Source organism: Rubrivivax sp. A210 (assembly GCF_904426505.1).
Lineage (GTDB): Bacteria > Pseudomonadota > Gammaproteobacteria > Burkholderiales > Burkholderiaceae_C > Rubrivivax.
This window is the reverse complement of the sequence record NZ_CAJGBN010000012.1, coordinates 1-24,478: the sequence shown is the minus strand read 5'-3', so window position 1 is coordinate 24,478 and position 24,478 is coordinate 1. Positions and strand designations below refer to the sequence as shown.

23 protein-coding genes and 1 pseudogene are annotated in these 24,478 nt (G+C 68.8%); 10 read left to right on the top strand and 14 right to left on the bottom strand.

All coding sequences use genetic code 11. The features are described 5' to 3' along the window. Positions 1-127: 127 nt before the first annotated feature. From JMV16_RS08745 to JMV16_RS08715, 7 genes are all read right to left on the bottom strand, one after another. A complete protein-coding gene (locus JMV16_RS08745) occupies positions 128-481 on the bottom strand; it encodes a c-type cytochrome (RefSeq protein ID WP_201493874.1) in 354 nt (117 codons plus the stop codon). A gap of 10 nt (positions 482-491) precedes the next feature. Next, on the bottom strand, positions 492-1,796 hold the full coding sequence (locus JMV16_RS08740; RefSeq protein WP_236580419.1) for a PQQ-dependent sugar dehydrogenase: 1,305 nt from the start codon (positions 1,794-1,796) through the stop codon (positions 492-494). A gap of 34 nt (positions 1,797-1,830) precedes the next feature. Then, complete coding sequence (locus tag JMV16_RS08735) at positions 1,831-2,226, bottom strand: VOC family protein (protein WP_201493873.1); 396 nt, start codon at positions 2,224-2,226, stop codon at positions 1,831-1,833. A 26-nt stretch (positions 2,227-2,252) separates the two neighbouring features. Continuing rightward, positions 2,253-2,591: a ribbon-helix-helix domain-containing protein gene (locus JMV16_RS08730; protein ID WP_201493872.1), complete on the bottom strand. Its 339-nt coding sequence runs from the start codon at positions 2,589-2,591 to the stop codon at positions 2,253-2,255. 29 nt (positions 2,592-2,620) lie between these two features. Next, positions 2,621-4,189, bottom strand: a complete 1,569-nt coding sequence (locus tag JMV16_RS08725; protein ID WP_201493871.1) for a GMC family oxidoreductase — start codon at positions 4,187-4,189, stop codon at positions 2,621-2,623. 95 nt (positions 4,190-4,284) lie between these two features. After that, on the bottom strand, positions 4,285-4,914 hold the full coding sequence (locus JMV16_RS08720; protein WP_201493870.1) for a twin-arginine translocation signal domain-containing protein: 630 nt from the start codon (positions 4,912-4,914) through the stop codon (positions 4,285-4,287). 150 nt (positions 4,915-5,064) lie between these two features. Beyond that, on the bottom strand, positions 5,065-5,946 hold the full coding sequence (locus tag JMV16_RS08715; RefSeq protein ID WP_201493869.1) for a hypothetical protein: 882 nt from the start codon (positions 5,944-5,946) through the stop codon (positions 5,065-5,067). Positions 5,947-6,052: 106 nt separating this feature from the next. Here JMV16_RS08715 and JMV16_RS08710 point away from each other — a divergent pair, with 106 nt between their 5' ends. From JMV16_RS08710 to rng, 8 genes are all read left to right on the top strand, one after another. Then, on the top strand, positions 6,053-6,778 hold the full coding sequence (locus JMV16_RS08710) for a YebC/PmpR family DNA-binding transcriptional regulator (protein ID WP_201493868.1): 726 nt from the start codon (positions 6,053-6,055) through the stop codon (positions 6,776-6,778). Continuing rightward, positions 6,775-8,031, top strand: a complete 1,257-nt coding sequence (gene purD / locus JMV16_RS08705) for a phosphoribosylamine--glycine ligase (protein WP_201493867.1) — start codon at positions 6,775-6,777, stop codon at positions 8,029-8,031. The genes JMV16_RS08710 and purD overlap by 4 nt, the downstream gene beginning before the upstream one ends. A 17-nt stretch (positions 8,032-8,048) precedes the next feature. Then, positions 8,049-8,966: an oxygen-dependent coproporphyrinogen oxidase gene (hemF, locus tag JMV16_RS08700; RefSeq protein ID WP_236580418.1), complete on the top strand. Its 918-nt coding sequence runs from the start codon at positions 8,049-8,051 to the stop codon at positions 8,964-8,966. Then, entirely contained in the window at positions 8,963-9,559 is a 597-nt protein-coding gene (nadD, locus tag JMV16_RS08695; protein ID WP_201493865.1) for a nicotinate-nucleotide adenylyltransferase, read from the top strand. The genes hemF and nadD overlap by 4 nt, the downstream gene beginning before the upstream one ends. Next, positions 9,560-10,201 carry a ribosome silencing factor gene (rsfS, locus tag JMV16_RS08690; RefSeq protein WP_201493864.1) on the top strand — a complete coding sequence of 214 codons (642 nt, stop codon included), beginning with the start codon at positions 9,560-9,562 and terminating at the stop codon, positions 10,199-10,201. A gap of 110 nt (positions 10,202-10,311) precedes the next feature. Further along, positions 10,312-10,782 (top strand): 23S rRNA (pseudouridine(1915)-N(3))-methyltransferase RlmH, encoded by a 471-nt coding sequence (gene rlmH, locus JMV16_RS08685; protein ID WP_201493863.1) that lies wholly within the window; start codon positions 10,312-10,314, stop codon positions 10,780-10,782. 41 nt (positions 10,783-10,823) lie between these two features. Then, positions 10,824-11,438: a Maf family protein gene (locus JMV16_RS08680; protein ID WP_201493862.1), complete on the top strand. Its 615-nt coding sequence runs from the start codon at positions 10,824-10,826 to the stop codon at positions 11,436-11,438. A gap of 5 nt (positions 11,439-11,443) precedes the next feature. Continuing rightward, complete coding sequence (gene rng / locus JMV16_RS08675) at positions 11,444-12,931, top strand: ribonuclease G (RefSeq protein ID WP_201493861.1); 1,488 nt, start codon at positions 11,444-11,446, stop codon at positions 12,929-12,931. A 25-nt stretch (positions 12,932-12,956) separates the two neighbouring features. Here rng and JMV16_RS08670 read toward each other — a convergent pair whose 3' ends face one another. From JMV16_RS08670 to kynB, 5 genes are all read right to left on the bottom strand, one after another. Continuing rightward, a complete protein-coding gene (locus JMV16_RS08670) occupies positions 12,957-13,892 on the bottom strand; it encodes an ROK family protein (RefSeq protein WP_201493860.1) in 936 nt (311 codons plus the stop codon). Next, positions 13,893-15,704: an aminopeptidase P family protein gene (locus JMV16_RS08665; protein WP_201493859.1), complete on the bottom strand. Its 1,812-nt coding sequence runs from the start codon at positions 15,702-15,704 to the stop codon at positions 13,893-13,895. Between the two features lie 74 nt (positions 15,705-15,778). Beyond that, positions 15,779-16,696, bottom strand: coding sequence for a polyphosphate kinase 2 (gene ppk2, locus JMV16_RS08660; protein ID WP_201493858.1), 918 nt, complete (start codon positions 16,694-16,696; stop codon positions 15,779-15,781). Positions 16,697-16,802: 106 nt separating this feature from the next. Then, complete coding sequence (gene kynU / locus JMV16_RS08655; RefSeq protein WP_201493857.1) at positions 16,803-18,077, bottom strand: kynureninase; 1,275 nt, start codon at positions 18,075-18,077, stop codon at positions 16,803-16,805. A gap of 35 nt (positions 18,078-18,112) precedes the next feature. Beyond that, positions 18,113-18,754, bottom strand: coding sequence for an arylformamidase (gene kynB / locus JMV16_RS08650; protein WP_201493856.1), 642 nt, complete (start codon positions 18,752-18,754; stop codon positions 18,113-18,115). Positions 18,755-18,907: 153 nt separating this feature from the next. On the opposite strand from kynB, the gene JMV16_RS08645 reads away from it, so the two are divergent. Next, positions 18,908-19,336, top strand: coding sequence for a CBS domain-containing protein (locus JMV16_RS08645; protein WP_201493855.1), 429 nt, complete (start codon positions 18,908-18,910; stop codon positions 19,334-19,336). A 59-nt stretch (positions 19,337-19,395) separates the two neighbouring features. On the opposite strand, the gene JMV16_RS08640 is transcribed toward JMV16_RS08645, so the two are convergent. Further along, a complete protein-coding gene (locus JMV16_RS08640) occupies positions 19,396-20,163 on the bottom strand; it encodes a type III pantothenate kinase (protein WP_201493854.1) in 768 nt (255 codons plus the stop codon). Between the two features lie 227 nt (positions 20,164-20,390). Between JMV16_RS08640 and icmF the strand changes: the two genes are divergently transcribed. Next, positions 20,391-23,678, top strand: a complete 3,288-nt coding sequence (gene icmF / locus JMV16_RS08635; RefSeq protein ID WP_201493853.1) for a fused isobutyryl-CoA mutase/GTPase IcmF — start codon at positions 20,391-20,393, stop codon at positions 23,676-23,678. 103 nt (positions 23,679-23,781) lie between these two features. Here the strand turns inward: icmF and JMV16_RS08630 are convergent. Next, a pseudogene (locus JMV16_RS08630) lies at positions 23,782-24,321 on the bottom strand (IS1595 family transposase); the annotation flags it as partial. Positions 24,322-24,478 lie beyond the last annotated feature (157 nt).

Sequence of the window (24,478 nt, the reverse complement as noted above, 5' to 3'; positions counted from 1 at the left end):
GGCGCTAGGGCAGAGGGCGGTTGGCCCTGGGCCATCCGTGCAATATGTCCACAGACGCACTGATGCCATCGCAGATACGAAAACCCCCGCATTCGCGGGGGTCGATGGGGCCGGTCCGTTGGCGTGCTCAGGGCTTGACGTGGGCCTCGATGCGTATCGACGAGAACCAGGCCGCGACATGCGCCACGTCTTCGTCGGACAGCGTCTTGGCCATCATCGCCATGGTCTCGTGGCGGCGCTCGCCGCTCTGGTAGGCCTTGAGCTGGGTGCGCAGGTAAAGGGCCGGCTGGCCCGCCAGGTTGGGCGCATCGGGCTGGGTGGACAGCCCGTTGGTGCCGTGGCACACCATGCAGGGCTGGGCCTTCTGGCGGCCGAGCTTGGCATCCTGAGCCCAGGCGGCGGGTGCCGCCCAGGCCGCAGTCAACACCAGGGCGAACATCGGCACGAGCACCAAACCCGGCTTGCGATTCGACACTCGCATCGCTGCTTCCTCAGGGCGCGTAGGTGACGCGGTAGAGCGCACCGGCGAAGTCGTCGCTGATCAGCAGCGAGCCGTCCTTCATCACCGCCACGTCGACCGGGCGGCCACGGTAGATGCCGTTGTCGTCGATCCAGCCTTCGGCGAAGACCTCGGACTTGTCGGCATTGCCGTCGCCCTTGAGCGAGACGAAGTTGATGAGGGCGCCACTGGGCTTGGTGCGGTTCCACGAGCCGTGCGAGGCGACGAAGATGCCGCCCTGGTACTTGGCCGGGAACATCTTGCCGGTGTAGAAGGTCATGCCCAGCTGGGCCTGGTGGGCCGGGAACTCGAGCTGCGGCTTGGTCCAGCTGGAAGGCGGCGACATGCCCTTGAGGTCGGGCGCGGCGCCAGTGCCGGCGATCTGGGTGCTGTTGCCGTGGATGAAGGGGTAGCCGAAGTGCTCGCCGCCGCTCTTGGTGATGCGGTTCAGTTCGCCGGGCGGGGTGTCGTCACCCATGCCGTCGGTCTGGTTGTCGGTGAACCAGACCGACTTGTCCTTGGGGTTGATGTCCATGCCCACCGGGTTGCGCACGCCGCGAGCAACCACCTCCCGGCCCGAGCCATCGAAGGCGTTCATGCGCACCATGCCGCCTATGCCCAGCTTCTCGTACAGCGCCACCTTGTCCTTGGGCTGCACGTTGTAGGGCTGGCCCAGCGTGACGTGGAGCTTGCCGTCGTCGGCGACGCGGCAGGTGCGGGCGCCGTGGTTGTAGCTTTCTTCTTCCGGCGGCACCAGCTTGCCCTGGTCGACGACAGTGATCACCGCCACGTCCGGGCCTTCATAGAAGAACTCGGCGGCCGGGAAGTTGAGCACGCGGTTGTGCTCGGCGACGATGAGAAAGCCGTCCTTGGTCCAGCACACGCCGTTGGGGTTGCTGAACTTCAGGCTGGGCGCGAAGGACTTGACCTCGGTGGCCATGTCGCCGCTGTTGCGGTTGGTGACGGCCCAGACCGTGGTCTTGCGCGTGCCCACGAAGAGCATGTTGGTGCTGGGCGCGACCGCCATGTGGCGGGCATCGGGCACGACGGCGTAGAGGTCGATCTTGAAGCCCGGCGGCAGCTTGATGCGCTTGAGGTTCTCGCGGATGGTGTCAGCGTTCTTGCCGGTCTGCGGCACGAGCGGGATGTTGAGGTCGGTGGTGGCGACCTTCATCTGCTGCAGCTTCTGGATGGTGCCATCCTGCGCACCGGCCAGGCCGGCGGCAGCCAGCAGGGCGGTGAGCAGCCCGAGTCGGAAGGCGGGTCGGTAGTCGGAACGGTTGGGGGTCTTGGTCAAGCTTGTCTCCTCGTTGTGTCTGTCGTTGGCGTTGTCACTGGTAGTGGCCGTGCCGCTCCAGCATCTCTATCTTGTATCCATCCGGGTCTTGAATGAAGAAAAACCTTGCCAGCAGTTCTTCTCCGCGTTTGAACTCCTTGACGGGCGCGCATTCGTAGCCCTGCTGGCAGAGCGCGGCATGGGTGGCGGCTACATCGGAAACCACGACGGCGATGTGGCCATACCCGGTGCCATGGGTGTAGGGCTCGGTGCGGCCCTTGTTGAGGGTGAGCTCGATCTCGAAATCGTTCTCGGCATTGCGCAGGTAGACGAGTGCGAAGTCGGGGAAGTCGAGCCGGTGGGCCTCGGTGAGGCCGAGGGCGTCGGCATAGAAGCGCATCGAGCGCTCGAGATCGAGCACGCGGATCATGGAATGGATGACTTTGGCCATGCGGATGGGCTTGCGGTGGATGGGGGTCAACGTGAGGCGCGAGCGCCCAGCGCCACCACCTTGGGCGGCGGCGCGACGGTAGGGCGTTCGCGTTCGGCCGCCATCAGCTGGCGGCGCAGGTAGCGCATGCAGGTGACGCGCAGGAAGGAGGCGAAGTTGGGCACCTCGCCCCGATGGGCCATGATCTCGTCGTGGAAGGTCACGATGAGGTGGTTGGTGGTGCAGCTCTCGGCATCGGCCATCTCGGCCAGGATGTCCCAGGCCATGTTCTCGAGCCGGATGCTGGTGAGCACGCCATGGATGCGCACGCTGCGCGTGCGCTGCTCGTAGGCGATGGGGTCGGCCTTGACGAAGTATTCGCACATGGGCGCTGTCCTCCTGTTCCGCCTGCGCCTTAGATCGCGCGCTGGCTCATCAGCTTGGCGATGTGGTCGGCCTGGCGAATGGCCAGGGTCACGATGGTCAGCGTCGGGTTCTCGGCGCCGCCGGTGGTGAACTGGCTGCCGTCGGAGATGAAGAGGTTGGGCACGTCGTGGGTCTGGCCGAAGGCGTTGCAGACGCTGTCCTTGGCCGAGGCGCCCATGCGGCAGGTGCCCAGGTTGTGCGTGCTCGGGTAGGGTGGGGTGCGGAAGGTGCGGATGGCGCCGGCGGCCTGGTAGACCTTTTCGCCCTGGGCGAAGGCGTGGTTGCGCATTGCCACGTCGTTGTCGTGATCGTCGAAGTGGACATTGGGCGCGGCATTGCCGTACTTGTCCTTCACCGCCTTGTTGAGGGTGACGCGGTTGCTCTCGCGCGGCATGTCCTCGCCCACCAGCCACATGCCGGCGAGGTGGGTGTAGTGGTCCATCCACCATGAGAAGTCGGCGCCCCAGCCGCCCGGGTTGAGGAAAGCGGCCATGAAGGGTATGCCCAGCGCCAGCGTCTCGAGCTCGTAGCCGCCGGCAAAGCCGCGCTTGGTGTCGTGGCGGGCCTCGTCGCGGATGATGCCGGCCATGGTGGTGCCGCGGTACATGTGTACCGGCTGCTTGAAGGCGGCGTAGACCGAGCCGGTCATGTGGCGCATGTAGTTGCGCCCCACCTGGCCCGATGAATTGGCCAGGCCGTCGGGGAACTTGCTCGAGGCCGACAGCAGCAGCAGGCGTGGCGTCTCGATGGAGTTGCCGGCCACGCAGACCAGGCGCGCCTTCTGGCGCTGCTCCTTGCCATCCTTGTCGAAGTAGACGACGCCCGTGGCCTTGCCGGCATCGTCGTGCTCGATGCGCACGACGTGCGATTCGGGACGCAGGTCGAGGTTGCCGGTGCGTTCGGCGGCCGGGATCTCGGTGTACAGCGTGCTCCACTTGGCGCCGCTCTTGCAGCCCTGGAAGCAGAAGCCGATCTGCATGCAGCGCCCGCGGCCATGGCGCGGCACGCTGTTGATGGCCATGTTGCCGGTGTGTACGTCCTGGTAGCCCAGCTTCTTGGCGCCGGCGTGCATCACCTTGTAGTTGTTGTTGCCGGGCAGGCCGGGAATGCCGTGGGTGCGCGTGACACCCATCTTGTCCTCGGCCTTGGCATACCAGGGTTCGAGCTCGGCCAGCGTCAGCGGCCAGTCGGCCAGGTTGGTGCCGGCAATGCCGCCGTAGGTGGTCCTGGCCTTGAACTCGTGCGCCTGGAAGCGCAGCGAGGCGCCGGCCCAGTGCGTGGTGGTGCCGCCCACGGTCTTGCAGATCCAGGCCGGCAGGCCCGAGAAGTCTTTCGCGACGCGCCAGCTGCCCGAGGTGGTGCGCGGGTCCAGCCAGGCCAGCTGGACGAAGGACTTCCATTCATCGTTGATGAAGCTGGCCGTGGACTGGCGGGCGCCAGCCTCCAGCACCACCACCTTGATGCCCTTCTGGCACAGCTCGTTGGCCAGCGTGCCGCCGCCTGCGCCCGAGCCGATGATGACGACGACCGAATCGTCGCCCTGTTCGAATTTCGCCATGGATGTCTCCTGCTTTCTTATGAATGCACGGCCCTGGCCGCAGCGGGCCCGGGCGCTCGACGTTCAGGTGCGGGCCAGGCCCGCGTGGGCCGGCCTCAGCCCATGAAGGGCTTGGGGCTGGCGGCCTCGTCGGGCGCGGGCAGCCACTTCAGGTCCTGGAAGCCGCGCGTGATGTAGCCGCCCTTGTCGAAGGAGGCGCCGGGGTAGCCGAACACGGCGTAGGCCATGTCGTTGTCGTAGAGCGAGGTGACGCACTTGCCGCGCACGGCGCCGAAGAAGGGGCTGCCTTCGATGGCCTTGACGGCGGCCAGACGCTTGGCGTCGCTGGCCTTGGCAAAGCGTCCGCCGACGGCCTTGTCCAGCCCGGCCAGGCCTTCGCGCAGCATCGTGGCGGTGGCGGCATCGGCGGCGGCTGCCGCGTCCAGATCCTTGGCCAGCAGCGCGTACACGGCGTCGGGCAACTTGGCGTGCGGGTACAGCGTGCGCCCCATCTTCATCAGCGCCTCGCCCTCGCCCTTGCTCAGTGTCTTGAGCTCGACGGCCCACACCGGCGACGGCGCCAGCGCCGCCAGCACGGAGCCGGTGGCGATGGTGCCCATCAGCACGCCCGAACCCTTGAGGAAGTCGCGCCGCGCCAACGGCAGATTGAGGCGGGGGATTTCGCCGGATTCGTCGTCGCAGGCGGCCGCGGGCTCACGCCGGGCCGCGATGGGGATCACGCGCATCGTCTTGTCTCCTGTCGGGGTATCGGGCGCCGGTCTGCGCCGGCCGGGGGCAGTATTCCACCCGCAGGCCGCCAAAGGTCATAAACGGCTGTTTACCGGGTTCGACCCGATGCCGACTGCGGCACCGCGCCAGACGCGCGGTCCTGCGCGTCAGGTTGCGGCCATCTGGTCCAGGATCTCCTGGCACCAGACGCGCTCGTCGTCTGCCAATGCGCCAAAGGCGGCGCGTGCGCCTGCCTGCGCCGTCTGGTGGCCGTCCTGGTTGCCGGCGACGAGGTCGACCCGGCCCAGTGCGGCCCAGGCCAGGAACTGCTCCAGCGCTGGGCCCTCCTGGGCCAGCACCAGTTCCAGACCCAGGCGGGCGTGGTGGCGGGCCTGCGACGGCTCGCCGGCCTGCAGCCAGCTCATCGCCAGGCGCGACTCGGCACGCGCCGTCTCGCGCCAGGTGCCGGCGATGGCCCAGTGGCGGCGTGCCGCCTGCGCGGCGCGGATCATCAGCTGGCGCTCGGCGGCTGACCGCCGCGGCTTCTCTTCCAGCGTACAGGCCAGGTTGTTGCCGGTGACGGCCAGCGCGCGGTGCATGGGGTCGCTGTCGGCCAGACCGGCGCCATCGGCCTCGGCCAGGGCCTGCTCGAACAGCATGCTGGCGCGCGGGGTGTCGCGCTCGGCCAGGTTGGCCGCCGCCATGGCGACCACGCGGATGCGCTCGGAGGCGGTCAGGCCGCCGCGCGGGTCTACACGGCCCTCGCTCAGGTCCAGGCTGGCGGTGCAGCGTGCCACCGCGGCGCGGCCGACGTCATCCGCCGCGTCGTGGGCGCCGAGCCGAACCAGCCAGGCGCGGCCAGTGGCCCAGTCGCCCAGATGCTCGCCCCAGACGTGGTGGGCCAACTGGGCCAGCGGCGCGATGTGGCCGGCGGCGCTGGCCACGGTCAGGCCCTGGGAGGCCAGCCGCGCGGCCACGCCGGCGGCGTCTTCGGCGTGGTCGTCCCAGGCCTGGTCGAGGAAGCTGTCGAAGTCTTGGGGGCTGTTCATGGCGTGACGGTAATCGCCCCCCGGCCGCCTTGCCAAGGTGCCGCTTAGGGGCCCGGCGGGGGCGGCAGCTAAAATCGTCCTCCGAATTCGAGGAGCAGAGCATTCCATGGCGGGTCATTCCAAATGGGCCAATATCCAGCACCGCAAGGGCCGGCAGGATGAAAAGCGCGGCAAGGCCTGGACGCGCGTGATCCGCGAGATCATGGTCGCGGCCCGCCTGGGCGGCGGCGACCCCACGGCCAATCCGCGCCTGCGGCTGGCCATCGAGAAGGCCAAGGCGGTGAACCTGCCGGTCGACACCGTCAAGCGCAACATCGACAAGGCCACCGGCAACCTCGAAGGCGTGAACTACGAGGAAATCCGCTACGAGGGCTATGGCATCGGCGGTGCGGCCATCATCGTCGACTGCATGACCGACAACCGCGTGCGCACCGTGGCCGAGGTGCGCCACGCCTTCAGCAAGTACGGCGGCAACATGGGCACCGAGGGCTCGGTGGCCTTCCAGTTCAAGCACTGCGGCCAACTCGTCTTCGCGCCCGGCGCCAGCGAGGACAAGGTGATGGAAGTCGCGCTCGATGCAGGCGCCGAAGACGTGATCAGCGGCGACGACGGCTCCATCGAGGTGTTGACGCCGCCGGCCGATTTCGAGGCCGTGAAGAACGCGCTCGCCGCCGCCGGCCTCGAGCCTGCGGTGGCGGAGGTGACGATGCGCGCCGAGAACCCCATCGAGCTGGCCGGCGACGACGCTGCGCGCATGCAGAAGCTGCTCGACGTGATCGAGGATCTCGATGACGTGCAGGACGTGTACCACAACGCCCTGATCGAGGAATGAAGGTCCTCGTCATCGGCGGCGGCGGCCGCGAGCATGCGCTGGCCTGGAAGCTGGCGCAGGGCGAGCGCGTGCAGACGGTCTTCGTGGCGCCCGGCAACGCCGGCACTGCGGCCGACCCGGCGCTGCACAACGTGCCGCTCACCGACCCGGCCGAACTGGCCGATTTCGTGGCGGCCGAGAAGGTGGCGCTCACCGTGGTCGGCCCCGAGGCGCCGCTGGCGGCCGGCATCGTCGACCTCTTCCGCGCCCGCGGCCTGCGCATCTTCGGGCCCACCCAGGCCGCCGCCCAGCTTGAAAGCTCCAAGGCCTATGCCAAGGACTTCATGCAGCGCCACGGCATCCCCACCGCGCTCTACGCCACCTTCACCGAGGCGGCGGCGGCGCATGCGCATGTTGAGCGCCACGGCGCGCCCATCGTCGTCAAGGCCGACGGCCTGGCCGCCGGCAAGGGCGTGGTCGTCGCGATGACGGCCGCCGAGGCCCATGCCGCCATCGACGCCATGCTGGGCAAGCCGGGCGAGCGCGTCGTGATCGAGGACTTCATGGCCGGCGAGGAGGCCAGCTTCATCGTCGTCTGCGACGGCCGCCATGTGCTGCCCCTGGCCACCAGTCAGGACCACAAGCGCATCGGCGACGGCGACACCGGCCCCAACACCGGCGGCATGGGTGCCTATTCGCCGGCGCCCGTGGTAACGCCCAACGTGCATGCCAAGGTGATGCACGAGATCATCCAGCCCACGCTGGACGGCATGGCACGCGACGGCGTGCCCTTCACCGGCTTTCTCTATGCCGGGCTGATGATCGATGGCCAGGGCCAGCCACGCACGGTGGAGTTCAACTGCCGCCTCGGCGATCCCGAGGCCCAGGTCATCCTGCTGCGCCTGAAGAGCGATCTCTTCGAGGTGCTGATGCACGCCACCGAGGGCACGCTGGACAAGGTGGAGCTGCAATGGGATCGCCGCATCGCGCTGGGCGTGGTGATGGCCGCCCACGGCTACCCGGCGTCGCCGCGCAAGGGCGATGTCATCACCGGCCTGCCGGTGGTGGCCGGCGCCGACGTCGAGGTCTTCCACGCCGGCACCGCGCCGCAGGGCAGCCAGATCGTCACCAGTGGCGGCCGCGTGCTCTGCGTCACCGCGCTGGCCGACTCGGTGCGCCAGGCGCAGCAGCGCGCCGTCGACGTGGTGCGCCAGATCGGCTTCGACGGCGCCCAGTGGCGCAGCGACATCGGCCACCGCGCCATCCGCCACTGAGCTGCATGAGCCGTGCCATGACCGACACCGCTGCCGTGCGCGCCTACCTGCTCGGCCTGCAGGGCCGCATCGTCGCCGCCTTCGAGGCCGAGGACGGCACGCCCTTTCGCCGCGACGGCTGGACCCGCCCTGCCGGCGGCAAGCTGGAGGGCGACGGCCTGTCGCAATTGGTGGAGGAGGGCGGCCTGCTCGAGCGCGGCGGCTGCAACTTCAGCCATGTGAAAGGCCAGAGCCTGCCGCCTTCGGCCACGCAACACCGCGCCGACCTAGCCGGTGCGCCCTTCGAGGCTCTGGGCGTCTCGCTGGTGATGCACCCGCGCAACCCCTACGTGCCCACGGTACACATGAATGTGCGCCTGCTGGCGGCGTTTCCGGAGGGGCGCGAGGCTGTGGCCTGGTTCGGCGGCGGCATGGATCTCACGCCCTATTACGGCGTCGAGGACGACGCGCGCCACTTCCACCGTGTCTGCCACGATGCGGTGGCACCCTTCGGTGCCGACAAGCATCCGCGTTTCAAGGCCTGGTGCGACGAGTACTTCTTCCTCAAGCACCGCAACGAGCCGCGCGGCGTGGGCGGCCTCTTCTTCGATGATTTCAACGAGGGCGGCTTCGACAACGGCTTCGCGCTGATGCGGGCCGTGGGCGACGCCTTTCTGCCGGCCTACCTGCCCATTGCGCAGCGCCGCCGCGCCACGGCCTATGGCGAACGCGAGCGCGATTTCCAGGCCTACCGGCGCGGCCGCTATGTCGAGTTCAACCTGGTGTGGGACCGCGGCACGCATTTCGGCCTGCACGGTGGTGGCCGCACCGAGAGCATCTTGATGAGCATGCCGCCCATCGTGAAGTGGCGCTATGACTGGCAGCCCGAGCCCGGCTCGCCCGAGGCGCGGCTGTACAGCGACTTCCTGCCGGTGCGCGACTGGCTGGCCGCATGACGCGACGCGCTGCCCTCTTCGGCGGCAGCTTCGATCCGGTACACCGCGCTCATGTCGCGTTGGCGCAGGCCGCGCTGGACGGCCTGCAACTGGACGAGGTGCGCTGGGTGCCGGCCGGCCAGCCCTGGCAGAAGGCGCGCACGCTCACCGACGCGGCCCACCGCGTTGCGATGCTGCGCCTGGCCATCGCCCATGAGCCGCGCTTCGTGCTCGACCCGATCGAGATCGAGCGCTCCGGCGCCAGCTACACGCTGGATACGGTCAAGGCCCTGCAGGCGCGCGAGCCGCATACGGAGTGGGTTCTGCTCATGGGGCAGGACCAGTACGCCGGCCTGCACACCTGGCACGGCTGGCAGGATCTGATGGGCCGCGTCGTGCTGGCCGTGGCCGGGCGGCCTGGCGAGACCGGTGCCGTCCACCCCGAGGTGCTGCGCCATCCGCACCGCATGGTGCCGCTGCCGCTGACCGACCTGTCATCCACCGGCGTGCGGCAAGGCGTGGCCCAGGGCCGCGGCATCGCCGCACTGGTGCCGCCGGCGGTGGCCGGCTATATTGAATCCCATGGCCTGTACGGGCCCGATACCAGGAGCTGAATGGACATCCGCAAGCTGCAGCGCGCCATCGTCGACGGTCTTGAAGACGTCAAGGCCCAGAACATCGCCGTCTTCAACACCGAGCACCTCAGCTCGCTGTTCGAGCGCGTCATCATCGCCTCGGGCACCAGCAACCGGCAGACCAAGGCCCTGGCCGCCAGCGTGCGCGACGCCGTCAGGTCGCGCGGCATGCAGGTGATGAGCACCGAGGGCGAGGAAAACGGCGAGTGGATCATCGTCGACTGCGGTGCCGCCGTGGCCCACATCATGCAGCCGGGCATCCGCGACTACTACCACCTCGAAGAAATCTGGGGCGGCAAGGCAGTGCGCATGAAGGTGGGCGCCGTCAACACCGGCCTGGTCAAGGCCAGCGAGCCCGAGCCGGCGCCGCGCCGCGCCGCGAAGAAGGCGGTGGCCGACGCGGAGGCCGCGCCGCGCAAGGCGCCGGCCCGCAAGGCGGCTGCCAAGTCCGTGGCCAAGGCGCCTGCGAAGTCCGCGCCCAAGACCGCGGCCCGCAAGGCCGCCGACAAGACGGCCGCCTACCAGCGCGTGGCCGGCAAGTCGCCGGCGCGCAAGACGGCCGCGGCCAAGAAGGCGCCGGCGCGCAAGACGCCCACGCGCAAGACCCTGCGCACCACCTGACACGGGTTTGCATTCGACCGTATGACCAGGCGGGGAGCCGAAGACAGTGCTTCAGCACGGCAAGGCGACCCAACGACGTCGGACGGTTGAAGGCGAATCCGTATGAGGCGATGAAGCTGCTGGTGGTGGCCATAGGCCAGCGTCAGCCGGCCTGGGCCGATGCCGCCTGGGCCGATTTCGCCAAGCGCTTTCCGCCCGAGATGCGGCTGGAGATCAAGGCGCTGAAGGCCGAGCCGCGCAGCGGCGGCAAGACCGCGGCGCAGTGCATGGCGGCCGAGGCCCAGCGCATCACCGCCGCCCTGCCCAAGGGCGCGCGCCGGGTGGTGCTGGACGAGCGCGGCAGCACCGCCACCAGCCGCCAGTTGGCCGAGCGCATGCGCGGCTGGCGCGCCCAGGGCGGCGACGTGGCGTTGCTGATTGGCGGCCCCGACGGCCTGGACCCCGCCCTCGTGAACGGTGCCGACGAGACCTTGCGCCTGTCGGACCTGACCCTGGCCCACGCCTTTGCGCGGGTGTTGCTGGCCGAGGCGCTGTACCGCGCCTGGTCGGTGCTCGAGGGACATCCCTACCACCGCGAGTAAGGGCCGCCTGGCAAGCGGGCGGGCGTGGACAATCGCGCCCCATGCCCTTTCACCCCTTCGTTTACCTGGCCTCGCAAAGCCCGCGCCGTGCCCAGTTGCTTGATCAGCTGGGCGTGCAGCACCGCCTGCTGCCGCCAGCGCCGGGCGAGGACGTCGAAGTCCTGGAAGACGCCCTTGGCGGCGAGTTGCCCGAGGCCTATGTGCGGCGCGTGACGCTGCTCAAGCTGTTTGCCGCGCAGCGCCGGCTCGAGCTCCTGGGCCTGCCCAAGGCGCCCATCCTCACGGCCGACACCACGGTGGCCCTGGGCCGGCGCATCCTGGGCAAGCCGCGCGACGCCGACGACGCTGCGGCCATGCTGCGCGCGCTCTCGGGGCGCACCCACCGCGTGCTCACCGCGGTGGCCGTGGGCTCGGGCTTCACCAACGAGATGAGGCTGAGCCTGTCGCGCGTGCGCTTTGCCGAGCTGTCCGACCTGCGCATCCGCAACTACGTCGAGGGCGGCGAGCCCATGGGCAAGGCCGGCGCCTATGCCATCCAGGGCCGCGCCTCGGCCTGGGTCGAGCGCATCGAGGGCAGCTACACCGGCATCATGGGCCTGCCCCTCTTCGAGACCACGCAGCTGCTGGCCCGTGCCAACGTGCTGCTGAGGATTTAACTGCGATGCCAAACCAGGACATCCTCATCAACTGGTCGCCGCAGGAGACGCGCGTGGCCGTGGTCGAGAACGGCGCCGTGCAGGAGCTGCACATCGAGCGCACGCTGGAGCGCGGGCTGGTTGGCAACGTCTATCTGGGCAAGGTGGTGCGCGTGCTGCCGGGCATGCAGAGCGCCTTCGTCGACATCGGCCTCGAGCGAGCCGCCTTCCTGCATGTGGCTGACCTGCACGGCGGCAACGGCGGCCCGCGCCCCGACGCCCGACCCGAAGGCCTGCCGGTGCCCATCGAGCGCCAGGTCTTCGAAGGCCAGACGCTCACGGTGCAGGTCATCAAGGACGCCATCGGCACCAAGGGCGCTCGCCTGTCGACCCAGGTCAGCATCGCCGGACGCATGCTGGTCCACCTGCCGCACGACAACCACATCGGCATCAGCCAGAAGATCGGCAGCCACGAGCACCGCGAGCAGCTGCGCACGCGCATGCAGGCCCTGGTGGGCCGGCCCGAGGACGGCGGCGGTGGCGGCTTCATCCTGCGCACCAATGCCGAGGAGGCGAGCGACACCGAGCTCGCCGACGACATCGCCTACTTGCGCCGCGCCTGGACCTTGGTCCGCGAACGCGCCCAGACCAAGCCGCCGGGCAGCCTGCTGCACCAGGACCTGAGCCTGGCCGAGCGCGTGCTGCGCGACCTGGCCAACGAGGCCACGCAGACCATTCGCATCGACAGCCGGCTGCAGTTCGACGCCCTCAAGGCCTTTGGCGACACCTACATGCCGGGCACGGTGAGCAAGCTCGACCTCTACCGCGGCGAGCGGCCCATCTTCGATCTCTTCGGCATCGAGGAAGAGCTGGCACGCGCGCTGGCGCGGCGGGTCGATCTCAAGAGTGGCGGCTACCTCATCATCGACCAGACCGAGGCGCTGACGACGGTGGACGTCAACACCGGCGGCTTCGTCGGCGCGCGCAATTTCGACGACACCATCTTCAAGACCAATCTCGAGGCGGCCGGCGCGATGGCCCGCCAGCTGCGGCTGCGCAACCTGGGCGGCATCATCATCGCCGACTTCATCGACATGACGCGCGAAGACCACCAGCAGGCGGTGCTGGCCGAACTGCGCAAGCAGCTGGCGCGCGACCGCACGCGCACCACGGTGAGCGGCTTTACCCAGTTGGGCCTGGTGGAGATGACGCGCAAGCGCACGCGCGAAAGCCTGGCCCACATGCTGTGCGAACCCTGCCCCACCTGCCAGGGCCGCGGCCAGGTGAAGACCGCGCGCAGCGTCTGCTACGACATCCTGCGCGAGATCCTGCGCGAGGCGCGGCAATTCAGCCCCAAGGAATTCCGCGTCATCGCCAGCGCCGCGGTGGTGGAGATGCTGCTGGACGAGGAAAGCGTCCACATCGTGGGACTGTCGGAATTCATCGGCCGGCCAATCAGCCTGAGCGCCGAGCCGACGATGAACCCGGAGCAGTACGACATCGTGCTGCTGTAGTGGTGACGGTGGCGCGCGGCCTCGCTCAGCCCCGCGCCGCCTGCCGCCCTATCCAAGCCGCGCCGCGCACGCCCGAGGCGTCGCCGTGTACGCTGGCCAACAGCTGCGTGTGGACCGGCTCGTGGCCGCCGGCAGCAAAGACCCACTGGCCCCACTGCGCCGGCACGCGCTCGTACAGATGGACCATGCGGGAGAGCCCGCCGCCGAGCACGATGACGTCGGGGTCGAGCAGGTTGACGATGGCCGCCAGGGCACGCGCCAGACGGCGCGCGTGGCGCTCCAGCGTGGCGGCGCAGGCCGCATCGCCGGCGGCGGCACGCTGCACGATGGCTTCGCCGGCGATGGCTTCGCCGTTGACGTGGCGGTGGTCCTGTGCCAGGCCGCTGCCACTGACATAGGACTCGACGCAATGCCGCTGGCCGCAGTAGCAGGCCCAGGGCGGGTCTTCACCCGGTGTGCCCCAGGGCAGGGGGTTGTGGCCCCATTCGCCGGCCAGGCCGTTGGGGCCGCTCAGCACGCGGCCGTGTACCGCGATGCCGGCGCCGGCCCCGGTGCCCAGGATGACGGCGAACACCACGCCGGCGCCGGCGCCTGCGCCATCGGTGGCCTCTGACAGCGCCAGGCAGTTGGCGTCATTGGCCAGCACCACCGGCTGGCCGAGCAAGGCCATGAGGTCGGCCTGCAGCGGCCGGCCTATCAGGCAGGTGGAGTTGCAGTTCTTCATCAGCCCGGCGGCGGTCTGGGTGCCGGGCGTGCCGCAGCCTATGCTGAAGGGCCTGCCCTCGGCGGCCTGGTGCGCCGCCTGAACGGCAGTTTGCACGGTGGCCAGGGTGGCGGCGTAATCGCCCTGGGGCGTGGCCCAGCGCGCCTGCCACAGCGTGCGCCCGTCCTCGTCCAGCAGGGCGGCGGCAATCTTGGTGCCGCCCAGGTCCACGCCCAGGGCCAAGGGTGCGCCGGCCATTCAGATGGGCTCGGTGCGTTCCAGCAGCCAGGCACGCGCCGCACCGGCCACATGGGGCGCCAGGCGTTCGCGCACGGTGGCGTGGTAGGCGTTGAGCCAGGCGATCTCGTCGGCGCGCAGCAGGTTGATGGCGATGCAGCGCGTGTCTATGGGGCACAACGTCAGCGTCTCGAATTCGAGGAAGTCGCCAAAGGCCCCGGCCTCGGGCGTGGTGGCCGGCACGTTGAGCACCAGGTTCTCGATGCGCACGCCCCATTGGCCGGTGCGGTAGACGCCCGGCTCGATGGAAGTGACCATGCCAGGCTCCATGGCCATTGCGGCCTCGGGCGTGGTCTTGCTGATGCTTTGCGGGCCTTCGTGTACGGCCAGGAAGTAGCCGACGCCGTGGCCGGTGCCGTGGCCGAACTCGATGCCCTGATCCCACAGCGGCTGGCGCGCGATGGCGTCCAGCGTGGGGCTGAGCGTGCCGCGCGGAAAGCGCGTGCGCGAGAGGTTGAGCGTGCCCTTGAGCACCAGGGTGTAGTCGCGCTTCATGGCGGCGCTGGGCGTGCCGATGGGCCAGACGCGCGTGATGTCGGTGGTACCTCCCAGGTACTGGCCGCCGCTGTCGATGAGCAGCAGGCCGTCGCCGGTGATCACGGCATGCGATTCGGGTGTGGCGCGGTAGTGGGGCATGGCGCCATTGGCATTGAAGCCGGCGATGACCGGGAAGCTCAGCCCCATGAAGCCGCGGCGGCGCGCCCGCGCGGCGCTCAGGCGCTCGTCCACGGTCAACTCGGTCAGGCGCTCGCCAGCGGCCAGCGCGGCCTCGAAGCCGGCATAGAACTCGCACATCGCGGCGCCGTCCTCGACCATGGCCTCGCGGATGAAGGCGGCCTCGGCGGTGCTCTTGCGGCTCTTGAGCAGGGTGCTCGGGTTGAGGGCCTCCAGCACCGCGCAGCCCGGCGCCACCTGGGCACGCAGGCCATGGGTGATGCGGCGCGGGTCAAGCCATAGGCGGCTGCCGGTGGGCAGCGCCGCCAGCGCCGCGCCGGCCCGGCCATAGGGCGCGAGATGGATGCCGTCGGCGGCCAGGCGGGCCGCGAGCGCCTCATCCACCTTGCCGGCGCCGACGAAGAGCGTCGCGCCCTGGGCGTCGATCAGCAGATGGGCCAGGAAGACCGGGTTGTAGGACACGTCACTGCCGCGCAGGTTGGTGATCCAGGCGATGTCGTCGACGGTGGAGACGAAGTGGTGGCTGGCGCCGCGCTCGGCCATGGCCTGGCGCAGCGCAGCCAGGCGTTCGCTGCGCGGCTGCGTGGCGTGCGGCGCCGCGTGCTCATAGACCGGCTGGGCCGGCAGGGAAGGGCGCTCGGGCCACAGCGCATCCAACAGGTCGAGGTCGGTGCGCAGGCGCACGCCGGCCGCGGCCAGGGCCTGGCTCAGGCTGGCGGCGGCGGCCAGGCCCAGCACCTGGCCGTCGACAGCCACGGTGGCGGCGCGTGGCGTCTGCGCCACCAGCCAGTCGACATGCAGGGTCGAGGCGCCGGTGGGGATCTTCACGAGGGCGATGCCGCTGCCGGCCAGTTCGGCCTCGGCCTGCACCCAGTAGCGGCTGTCGGCAAAGAGCGCGGCGCGGTCAGTGCAGACCACCAGCGTGCCCATCGATCCGGTAAAGCCCGACAGCCACTGGCGGCCCTGCCAGTGCTCGGGCAGGTATTCGCTCAGATGGGGGTCGCTGGACGGCACCAGCAGCGCGTGCAGGCCTTCGCGCGTCAGCGCTTCCTGCAGCCGCGCAATGCGCTGGCGGAACGGGGAGGTGCGGGTGTCCATGGGCGGCTCCGGGCGCGGGGGTGGCAAATTCTAGGTGGGAGAGCCATCCCCGGCCGGCCGCGGGTTGCCACCAATCAGTAGTACTCGGGAACGATGATGTCCTCAGGCACGGGGTTGCGCGTGTAGTCCTCGCGGCGCTCGCGGTCGGGCAGCGCTATGGTCGGGTGCTGGACCTCGGTATAGGGCATCTGGTCGAGCAGGTGGTGGATGCAGTTCAGGCGCGCCCGCTTCTTGTCGTCGGCCTTGACGATCCACCAGGGCGCCTCATCGATGTGCGTGCGCTCGAGCATCACTTCCTTGGCCTTGGTGTATTCCTCCCAGCGGCGGCGCGATTCCAGGTCCATGGGGCTCAGCTTCCACTGCTTGAGCGGGTCGTGGATGCGGCCGAGGAAACGGATGCGCTGCTCGTCGTCGGAGATCGAGAACCAGTACTTGATGAGCTGTATGCCCGAGCGCACCAGCATGCGCTCGAACTCGGGCGCCGAGCGGAAGAACTCCTCGTACTGGTCGTCGGTGCAAAAACCCATCACGCGCTCGACGCCGGCGCGGTTGTACCAACTGCGGTCGAAGAGCACGATCTCGCCACCGGCGGGCAGGTGGCTGACATAGCGCTGGAAATACCACTGCGTGCGCTCTCGGTCATTGGGTGCCGGCAGCGCGGCCACGCGGCAGACGCGCGGGTTCAGGCGCTGGGTGATGCGCTTGATGACGCCGCCCTTGCCGGCGGCGTCACGGCCTTCGAAGAGGATCACCACCTTGTGCCTGGTGGCCACGACCCAGTCCTGCAGCTTGACCAGCTCACCCTGCAGCCTGAACAGCTCGCGGAAGTAGCGGCGGCGGAACTCATCGTCCTGCAAGCCCACCATGCCCGCTTCGGCGGCCGCGATCTGGTCGACCTTGCGGTCTTCGACCTCGAGCTCCAACTCTTCGTCCAGATCGTCGCGCAGGTCTTCGTGGATGCGGCGCAGGAGCTCTTCTTCGATCTTTTGCATGAGAACGGCCATTCAGAAAAAGCGGTCAACGACCCTAGTCGGGCGGCATGACGGTTCCGTGACCGCCGCTGTCGCCAGCCATTGTGATGGCGACAGCGGCCCGGCATCAGGTCACGGCCCGGCGCTGAATGAACGCCGGCTGGCGCCATTCGCCGGTGGACAGCACCTGGTGCAGATGCTCGGCGGCGTCCCAGGCGTCGGCGAAGCGCAGATACAGCGGCGTGAAGCCGAAGCGCAGGATGTCCACCGCGCCCGCAGGGTGCGATGGGTCTCCGGCCCTGAAATCGCCAATCACGCCGCGTGCGATGAGCGCCTGCACCACCGGGTAGGCGATCTCACCGTGCGCCAGGCAGACCTGGCTGCCGCGGCGGACGTCTTGCGGCGGCGAGATCAGGGCCAGCTCGGGGCACAGTGCCTGCACTCGCGCGGCGAAGAGACTTGTCAGCGCCAGCGACTTGGCGCGCAGCGCGGCCATGCCGCCCAGGGGTTCGGCGGCGAGCAGGGTGTCGACGCCGCATTCCAGTGCCGCCAGCGACAGCACGGCCGGCGTGCCGCACAAATAGCGCGCGATGCCCGCAGCGGGCCGGTAGCCGGGCGTGAACTCGAAGGGCGCGGCGTGGCCCATCCAACCGGCCAGCGGCTGCCAGAAGCGCTCGGCGTGGCGCGGGTGGCACCAGACGAAGGCCGGCGCGCCGGGCCCGCCATTGAGATACTTGTAGCCGCAGCCGACGGCGAAATCAGCGCCATCGCCGCGCAGGTCCACCGGCACCGCGCCGGCGCTGTGCGCCAGATCCCACACGGCCAGGGCGCCAGCTTCATGGGCCGCCTGCGAGAGCGCGGCCATGTCGTGCAGGCGGCCTGTGCGGTAGTTGACATGGGTGAGCATCAGCACTGCGACGCGCTCGTCCATCAGGCCGGTGATCTCGTCGGGCTCGGCCAGCACCAGCTCCAGCCCGCGCTGGCGCGCCAGCGATTCTGCGATGTAGAGATCGGTAGGGAAATTGCTGCGCTCGCTGACGATGCGGCGACGCTGCGGTGCGTCGGCGGCGGCAATCGCGAGTGCCGCGCTCAGCACCTTGAAGAGGTTGACGCTGGTCGAATCGGCCACCACCAGCTCACCGGCGCCGGCGCCCACCAGGCGCGCGATCTTGTCGCCGATGCGCTGGGGCAGGTCCATCCAGCCGGCACTGTTCCAGCTGCGGATGAGGTCGCAGCCCCATTCCTGCGTCACCACGGCCTGCACGCGCGCCGCGGTGGCGCGCGGCAGCACGCCCAGCGAGTTGCCGTCCAGGTAGATCAGGCCGTCCGGCAGGCTGAACAGCTCGCGCAGCGGCGCCAGCGTGTCGGCGGCGTCCAGTGCCAGGGCTTGCTCTCGGTTCATGCTCATTCCTGTGGATTGAAGACGGAGTCGCGGATTCAGCGCCAGGCGCGCAACACGGCCCGCACCGGCGAGGCGTCGGCCTGCACCAGCCTGAGTGGCAGCGCGATCAGTTCGTAATCGCCTTCGGACACCGCGTCGAGCACCAGGTTCTCCAGCACGCGCAGGCCACGTCGGCGCAGCACCTGATGGCTGGGCAAGGTCTTGCTGTCGGCGGGGTCGACGCTGGCGCTGTCGATGCCGATCAGCAGCACGCCGAGGTCGGCCAGGGCCTCCACCGCGGCGGCCTCGAAGGCCGGCAGCGCAGGGTCGAAGTGGTCTTGCGGCGCACGCTCATAGCAGCGCACCAGCACGCGTGGCGGTAGGTCGTCCAGGGCATGGGCCAGGTGGTGCAGGGCGATGAGCGGGCGCGCGCCGATGGCGTGGATCACGCGACAGGGGCCCAGGTAGGGTTCGAGCGACAACGCGCCTGCGGCGGCGCCGGCGTCGTCGTAGTGCAGCGGGGCATCGGCATGGGCGCCGGTGTGCGGGCTCAACGTGAGCGTGCTGACATTGACCGGGCAGCCTGGTGAGATGCGCGCCACCCAGGTGCTGGCAAAGGGCGTGTCGCCCGGGAATACGGGGCTGCCCGCGCCCACGGGCGGCGAGATGTCCCAGAGCCTCGGCGTGGTGCGCTGCATGGCCGCGATGATAGGGGTCGCACCAGCTCGGGGACGGCCCGGAGGGGCCGAGTGCGCAAGCACGAAATCGTGCATCTGCACAGCGTGTTGCCGGCACTTGCGCGGCGCCCGAGATCGGTTAATCTGGCGGCCCGCTTGCAAGGAGGTGCCAGCATGAAACCCGTATCCGAACTGCTCAAGAAACATCAAGGCACGCTCTGGCATGTGCGGCCCGAAGAAACCGTGTTCGGCGCGCTCGAGCTGCTGGCGGGCTATGAGGTCGGTGCGCTGATGGTGATGGAAGGAGGCCGCCTGGTCGGCGTGATCTCGGAGCGCGACTACACGCGAAAGGTTGCACTGCAGGGCCGCAATTCCAAGGAAACGAGCGTCGCCGACATCATGACGCGCAACGTCGTCACCGTCGGCTCCAAGACCGGCACACGCGACTGCATGGCGCTGATGAGCGAAAAGAAGATTCGCCACCTGCCCGTGGTGGACGGCAGCACCGTGCTGGGCATGATCTCGATCCGCGACCTGATGGACGACATCATTGCCGAGCACGAGACCACCATCGCCCAGCTCGAGACCTACATCACCAGCTGAGCCTCGGGCGAGGCCCACGCCGGCGGGCGCGTTTCAAGGCGCCCGCCGGCGAGCTTGACTCAAAGCGCCAGCCGGCGCGATTGCATCAGCAGCAGGCCTTCGAAGATCAGCGTGTCCACGGTCTCGAAGCGCAGGTCGGTGATGGGCGCCAGCTTGGTGGCGGCGCCACCCGTCATCAGCAGCAGGGGTTCCTGGCCGGTGCGCATGATCAGCCGCCGGTGCTGGCGTTCGATGGCGCCGGCGATTGCGTTGGCGCCGCCGCTCATCAGCGCGTCGCTGGTGTTGGTGGGAAAGTCGACCACCTCGCCGGTGGGCACCTTGAGGCCGGCCGTGCCCTGCTCCAGCGCGCGCAGCATGAGGCCGAAGCCGGGCAGGATGAGGCCGCCAAGAAAGCGGCCCTCGGCGTCAAGCGCGTCCACCGTCACCGCCGTGCCCACCATCACCACCAGGGCCGGGCGCGACGCGCCGGAGGCCATGACGCGCGAGCGCGCACCGGCCAGCGCCGCCCAGCGGTCGGCGCCCAGGCGGCTGGGGTGCTCATAGCCGTTCTTGAGCCCCGCTTCGTGGGCGGCCGGAACCACCCAGTGGGGCTCGAGATCCCACAGCTCCATCTGGTCTTCGACGCGGCGGCGCACGGCGTCGCCGGCGACCATGCAGCCCAGCATGGTGGAGGGCACGGGCAGCGTCTTCCAGTGGCGCTCGGCCAACTCGTCTATGGTTTCCAGGAAGACCGCGCCATGCTGCATCAGCACGGCGCCCGGATGCGGTGCGGTGTAGAGCGCCCACTTCAGGCGGGTGTTGCCGATGTCGAGGGCAAGAAAAGTCATGAAAAGCGCGGTTCAAATGGCAGCCCCAATGCGGGCGCGCCAGCCTAACAGCGGCCAGGCCCACCCCCGGCTTGCGATTGTCGGGGTTAACCATGAGCGAGTACCCGTAGAGGCGCTTTGTCAGCCTGCATAAATGCGCGACATGGCATCATCCGTGGTTGACGTTTACGTAAACGTCAGGCCCCACGCCCGCCCGCCGTCCGACGCGCCTCACCGAGAGCCACGCCATGACCGATCTTTCCGCCGACTACCAGGCCCTGGCCGCCTACCGCCCCACGCACAAGGTGCGCTTCGTCACCGCGGCCTCACTGTTCGACGGCCACGACGCGGCCATCAACATCATGCGGCGCATCCTGCAGGGCATGGGCGCCGAGGTCATCCACCTGGGCCATAACCGCTCGGTCGACGAGGTCGTTACCGCGGCGCTGCAGGAAGACGTGCAGGGCATCGCCATCAGCAGCTACCAGGGCGGCCACGTCGAGTACTTCAAGTACATGGTGGATCTGCTGCGCCAGCGCGGCGGCGCCCACATCCAGGTCTTCGGCGGCGGTGGCGGCGTCATCGTGCCGGCCGAGATCCGTGAACTGCAGGCCTATGGCGTGACCCGCATCTACAGCCCCGAGGACGGTCAGCGCATGGGCCTGGCCGGCATGATCGGCGAGATGGTGATGCGCTGCGACAGCGATCTCTCGGTGCATGCGCCCCTGGATGTCGCAGCGCTCCAGGGCCATGGCGATGCCGCCTGGCGCGCCCTGTCCCAGGCCATCACCGCGCTCGAGAACGGCAGCGCCAGCCAAGCCTTCAGGGCCGCCATTGCTGCCGCGCCCAAGACCGCCCCGGTGCTGGGCATCACCGGCACCGGTGGCGCCGGCAAGAGCAGCCTCACCGACGAGCTGATCCGCCGCCTGCGCCTGGACCAGGGCGATGCGCTGCGCATCGCCGTGATCAGCATCGACCCCAGCCGGCGCAAGAGCGGCGGCGCGCTGCTGGGCGACCGCATCCGCATGAATGCCATCGCGCCCTGGCAAGGCGGCGCCCGCGTCTTCATGCGCAGCCTGGCCACGCGCGACTACGGCAGCGAGATCAGCCAGGCCCTGCCCGATGTGCTGGCGGCCTGCCAGGCGGCCAGCTTCGACCTCATCGTCGTCGAGACCTCGGGCATAGGCCAGGGCGACGCCGCCATCGTGCCGCTGGTGGACGTGCCGATGTATGTGATGACGCCGGAGTTCGGCGCCGCCAGCCAGCTCGAGAAGATCGACATGCTCGACTTCGCCGAGTTCGTGGCCATCAACAAGTTCGACCGCAAGGGCAGCCTGGATGCGCTGCGCGATGTCGCCAAGCAGGTGCAGCGCAATAAAGAGGCCTTCAAGTTGCCGCCCGAGCAGATGCCGGTCTTCGGCACCATGGCCAGCCGCTTCAATGACGACGGCGTCACCGCGCTCTACAAGGCCCTGCTGCCGCGCCTGGCCGCGCTGGGGTTGAAGACCACCGAGGGCCGCCTGCCGCGCGTCGACACCCGCCACAGCACGCACCAGGTGCCCATCGTCCCCGGCGCCCGCGTGCGCTACCTGGCCGACATCGCCGACACCGTGCGCGGCTACAAGAAGCGCGCCCTTGCGCAGAGCCGCCTGGCACGCGAGATCCAGCAGTTGCGCGCCGCCGCGGCGATGCTGTCGATCGGCAAGCCGGACAAGCCGCGCGCCGCCGAGGCCGCCATCAACCTGGCCGAACAGCGCGAGGCCCAGCTCGACCCCGCCGCCCGCAAGCTGCTGGCCATGTGGCCCGACATGCAGAAGGCCTATGCCGGCGACGAGTACGTGGTGAAGATCCGCGACAAGGAGATTCGCACCGCGCTCACGCACACCACGCTGTCCGGCAGCAAGATCCGCAAGGTGGCGCTGCCCGCCTACGAATGCCACGGCGAGCTGCTCAAGTGGCTGCTGCTCGACAACGTGCCGGGCAGCTTTCCGTACAGCGCCGGCACCTTTGCCTTCAAGCGCGAGAACGAAGACCCGACGCGCATGTTCGCCGGTGAGGGCGACGCCTTCCGCACCAACCGGCGCTTCAAGCTGCTGAGCGAAGGGATGCCGGCCAAGCGCCTGTCTACCGCCTTCGACAGCGTCACCCTCTACGGCAACGACCCCGACCCGCGGCCCGACATCTACGGCAAGGTGGGCAACTCCGGCGTCAGCATCGCCACCATCGACGACCTGAAGGTGCTGTACGGCGGCTTCGACCTCACGCACCCGGCCACCAGCGTGAGCATGACTATCAACGGCCCGGCGCCCAGCATCCTGGCGATGTTCATGAACGCGGCCATCGACCAGAACCTGGGCAAGTTCAAGGCCGACAATGGCCGCGAGCCCACCGACGACGAAGCGCAGAAGATCCGCGCCTGGACCCTGGCCAATGTGCGCGGCACGGTGCAGGCCGACATCCTGAAGGAAGACCAGGGCCAGAACACCTGCATCTTCAGCACCGAGTTCAGCCTGAAGGTGATGGGCGACATCGCCGAGTACTTCGTGCACCACGACGTGCGCAACTTCTACTCGGTCAGCATCAGCGGCTACCACATCGCCGAGGCCGGGGCCAACCCGATCAGCCAGCTGGCCTTCACGCTGAGCAACGGTTTCACCTTCGTCGAGGCCTACCTGGCCCGCGGCATGCACATCGACGATTTCGCGCCCAACCTGAGCTTCTTCTTCAGCAACGGCATGGACCCCGAGTACACCGTGCTGGGCCGCGTGGCGCGCCGCATCTGGGCGGTGGCCCTGCGTGACCGCTATGGCGCGAACGAGCGCAGCCAGAAGCTGAAATACCACATCCAGACCAGCGGCCGCAGCCTGCACGCTCAGGAGATCCAGTTCAACGACATCCGCACCACGCTGCAGGCCCTGATTGCCATCTACGACAACTGCAACAGCCTGCACACGAATGCCTTCGATGAAGCGATCACAACGCCGACGGAAGACAGCGTGCGCCGCGCGATGGCCATCCAGCTCATCATCAACCGCGAGTGGGGCCTGGCCAAGAACGAGAACCCCAACCAGGGCGCCTTCATCATCGACGAGCTGACCGAACTGGTGGAAGAGGCGGTGCTGAGCGAGTTCGAGAAGATCGCTGAACGTGGCGGCGTGCTGGGCGCTATGGAGACCGGCTACCAGCGCGGCAAGATCCAGGAAGAGAGCATGCATTACGAGATGCTCAAGCACACCGGCGAGTACCCCATCGTCGGCGTCAACACTTTCCGCAGCACGGCCGGCGACAAGCTGCCCGAGAGCATCGAGCTGGCGCGCAGCACCGAGGAAGAAAAGCAGAGCCAGCTTCAGCGTCTGGCCGATTTTCACGCCCGCCACGCCCACGAGGCCCCGGCCCAGCTGGCGCGGCTGCAGCAGGCGGTGATCAACAACGCCAATGTCTTCGCGGTACTGATGGACGCGGTGCGCTGTTGCAGCCTTGGCCAGATCACGAATGCATTGTTCGAGGTGGGGGGGCAGTACCGGCGCAGCATGTAGCCTGCGGGCGACGACGCCCCGGGTTCGACACAAAGTGACCTCGCCCCGGGAAAACTTGGCTTCGTGGCTGATGATCGAATCAGTGAGGCAGCACGCGACCTGATTAGCAAGGAGCATCCGGAGACCGGATGCTCGCCTCGTGGCAAGGCTTGGCCACGACCAACGCGCGCAGTATGCGCGGCAGCATGCGATCCATGCGGTAGCGTCGATTGAAGCGGAACTGGACCTCGGCCAGATAGCGGGACGCGTACTGGCCGAACTTGAAGGCGTGGTACGTACCTGCCAGGGCCGTCTTGAAATTGCCGAGCACCGTATTCAGCCACTTGAAATCCGGCAACGCCGTACTGGCCTTACCACCGCCGGTGACGATGCGCTCTTGCAGCCCATGATTGGCGGTCGCCCGGAAGCAGTCGAGGCCATCGGAGACCACGCTCAGCGGCCTGACCAAGTGCGCGGCGGCGAACTCGGCGATAGCGGTGCGGCGAAACGGCAGCTGCGCCATGCACAGCAGGTGCGGCGCGCCGCCGGCCACCGTCTGCAGTGCCACGACGAACGGCACCTTGTTCTCCGAGCCTCGTCCGGACTTGCCCCCGGATCGCTCACCACCGAGGTAGGCGTCGTCGATCTCGACCCGCCCGCTGAGCGGCCTAGACAGAATGGCTACGCGAAATCTGGCGGCCCGTCCCCTGCAATGACGTAGGTTGCGCGCCGTTGGCGTGCCGAGCTACACCAATGCACCTGGCCGACAGGCGGTCAGGTCGTTGCGAACTTGCAAGGAGACGGGCCATGAAGGAATCTAG

Coding starts and splice junctions, on each gene's coding strand:
- JMV16_RS08745 (WP_201493874.1), bottom strand. CDS start 481: ATGCGAGTGTCGAATCGCAAGCCGGGTTTGGTGCTCGTGCCGATGTTC.
- JMV16_RS08735 (WP_201493873.1), bottom strand. CDS start 2,226: ATGGCCAAAGTCATCCATTCCATGATCCGCGTGCTCGATCTCGAGCGC.
- JMV16_RS08730 (WP_201493872.1), bottom strand. CDS start 2,591: ATGTGCGAATACTTCGTCAAGGCCGACCCCATCGCCTACGAGCAGCGC.
- JMV16_RS08725 (WP_201493871.1), bottom strand. CDS start 4,189: ATGGCGAAATTCGAACAGGGCGACGATTCGGTCGTCGTCATCATCGGC.
- JMV16_RS08720 (WP_201493870.1), bottom strand. CDS start 4,914: ATGCGCGTGATCCCCATCGCGGCCCGGCGTGAGCCCGCGGCCGCCTGC.
- JMV16_RS08715 (WP_201493869.1), bottom strand. CDS start 5,946: ATGAACAGCCCCCAAGACTTCGACAGCTTCCTCGACCAGGCCTGGGAC.
- JMV16_RS08710 (WP_201493868.1), top strand. CDS start 6,053: ATGGCGGGTCATTCCAAATGGGCCAATATCCAGCACCGCAAGGGCCGG.
- purD (WP_201493867.1), top strand. CDS start 6,775: ATGAAGGTCCTCGTCATCGGCGGCGGCGGCCGCGAGCATGCGCTGGCC.
- hemF (WP_236580418.1), top strand. CDS start 8,049: ATGACCGACACCGCTGCCGTGCGCGCCTACCTGCTCGGCCTGCAGGGC.
- nadD (WP_201493865.1), top strand. CDS start 8,963: ATGACGCGACGCGCTGCCCTCTTCGGCGGCAGCTTCGATCCGGTACAC.
- rsfS (WP_201493864.1), top strand. CDS start 9,560: ATGGACATCCGCAAGCTGCAGCGCGCCATCGTCGACGGTCTTGAAGAC.
- rlmH (WP_201493863.1), top strand. CDS start 10,312: ATGAAGCTGCTGGTGGTGGCCATAGGCCAGCGTCAGCCGGCCTGGGCC.
- JMV16_RS08680 (WP_201493862.1), top strand. CDS start 10,824: ATGCCCTTTCACCCCTTCGTTTACCTGGCCTCGCAAAGCCCGCGCCGT.
- rng (WP_201493861.1), top strand. CDS start 11,444: ATGCCAAACCAGGACATCCTCATCAACTGGTCGCCGCAGGAGACGCGC.
- JMV16_RS08670 (WP_201493860.1), bottom strand. CDS start 13,892: ATGGCCGGCGCACCCTTGGCCCTGGGCGTGGACCTGGGCGGCACCAAG.
- JMV16_RS08665 (WP_201493859.1), bottom strand. CDS start 15,704: ATGGACACCCGCACCTCCCCGTTCCGCCAGCGCATTGCGCGGCTGCAG.
- ppk2 (WP_201493858.1), bottom strand. CDS start 16,696: ATGCAAAAGATCGAAGAAGAGCTCCTGCGCCGCATCCACGAAGACCTG.
- kynU (WP_201493857.1), bottom strand. CDS start 18,077: ATGAACCGAGAGCAAGCCCTGGCACTGGACGCCGCCGACACGCTGGCG.
- kynB (WP_201493856.1), bottom strand. CDS start 18,754: ATGCAGCGCACCACGCCGAGGCTCTGGGACATCTCGCCGCCCGTGGGC.
- JMV16_RS08645 (WP_201493855.1), top strand. CDS start 18,908: ATGAAACCCGTATCCGAACTGCTCAAGAAACATCAAGGCACGCTCTGG.
- JMV16_RS08640 (WP_201493854.1), bottom strand. CDS start 20,163: ATGACTTTTCTTGCCCTCGACATCGGCAACACCCGCCTGAAGTGGGCG.
- icmF (WP_201493853.1), top strand. CDS start 20,391: ATGACCGATCTTTCCGCCGACTACCAGGCCCTGGCCGCCTACCGCCCC.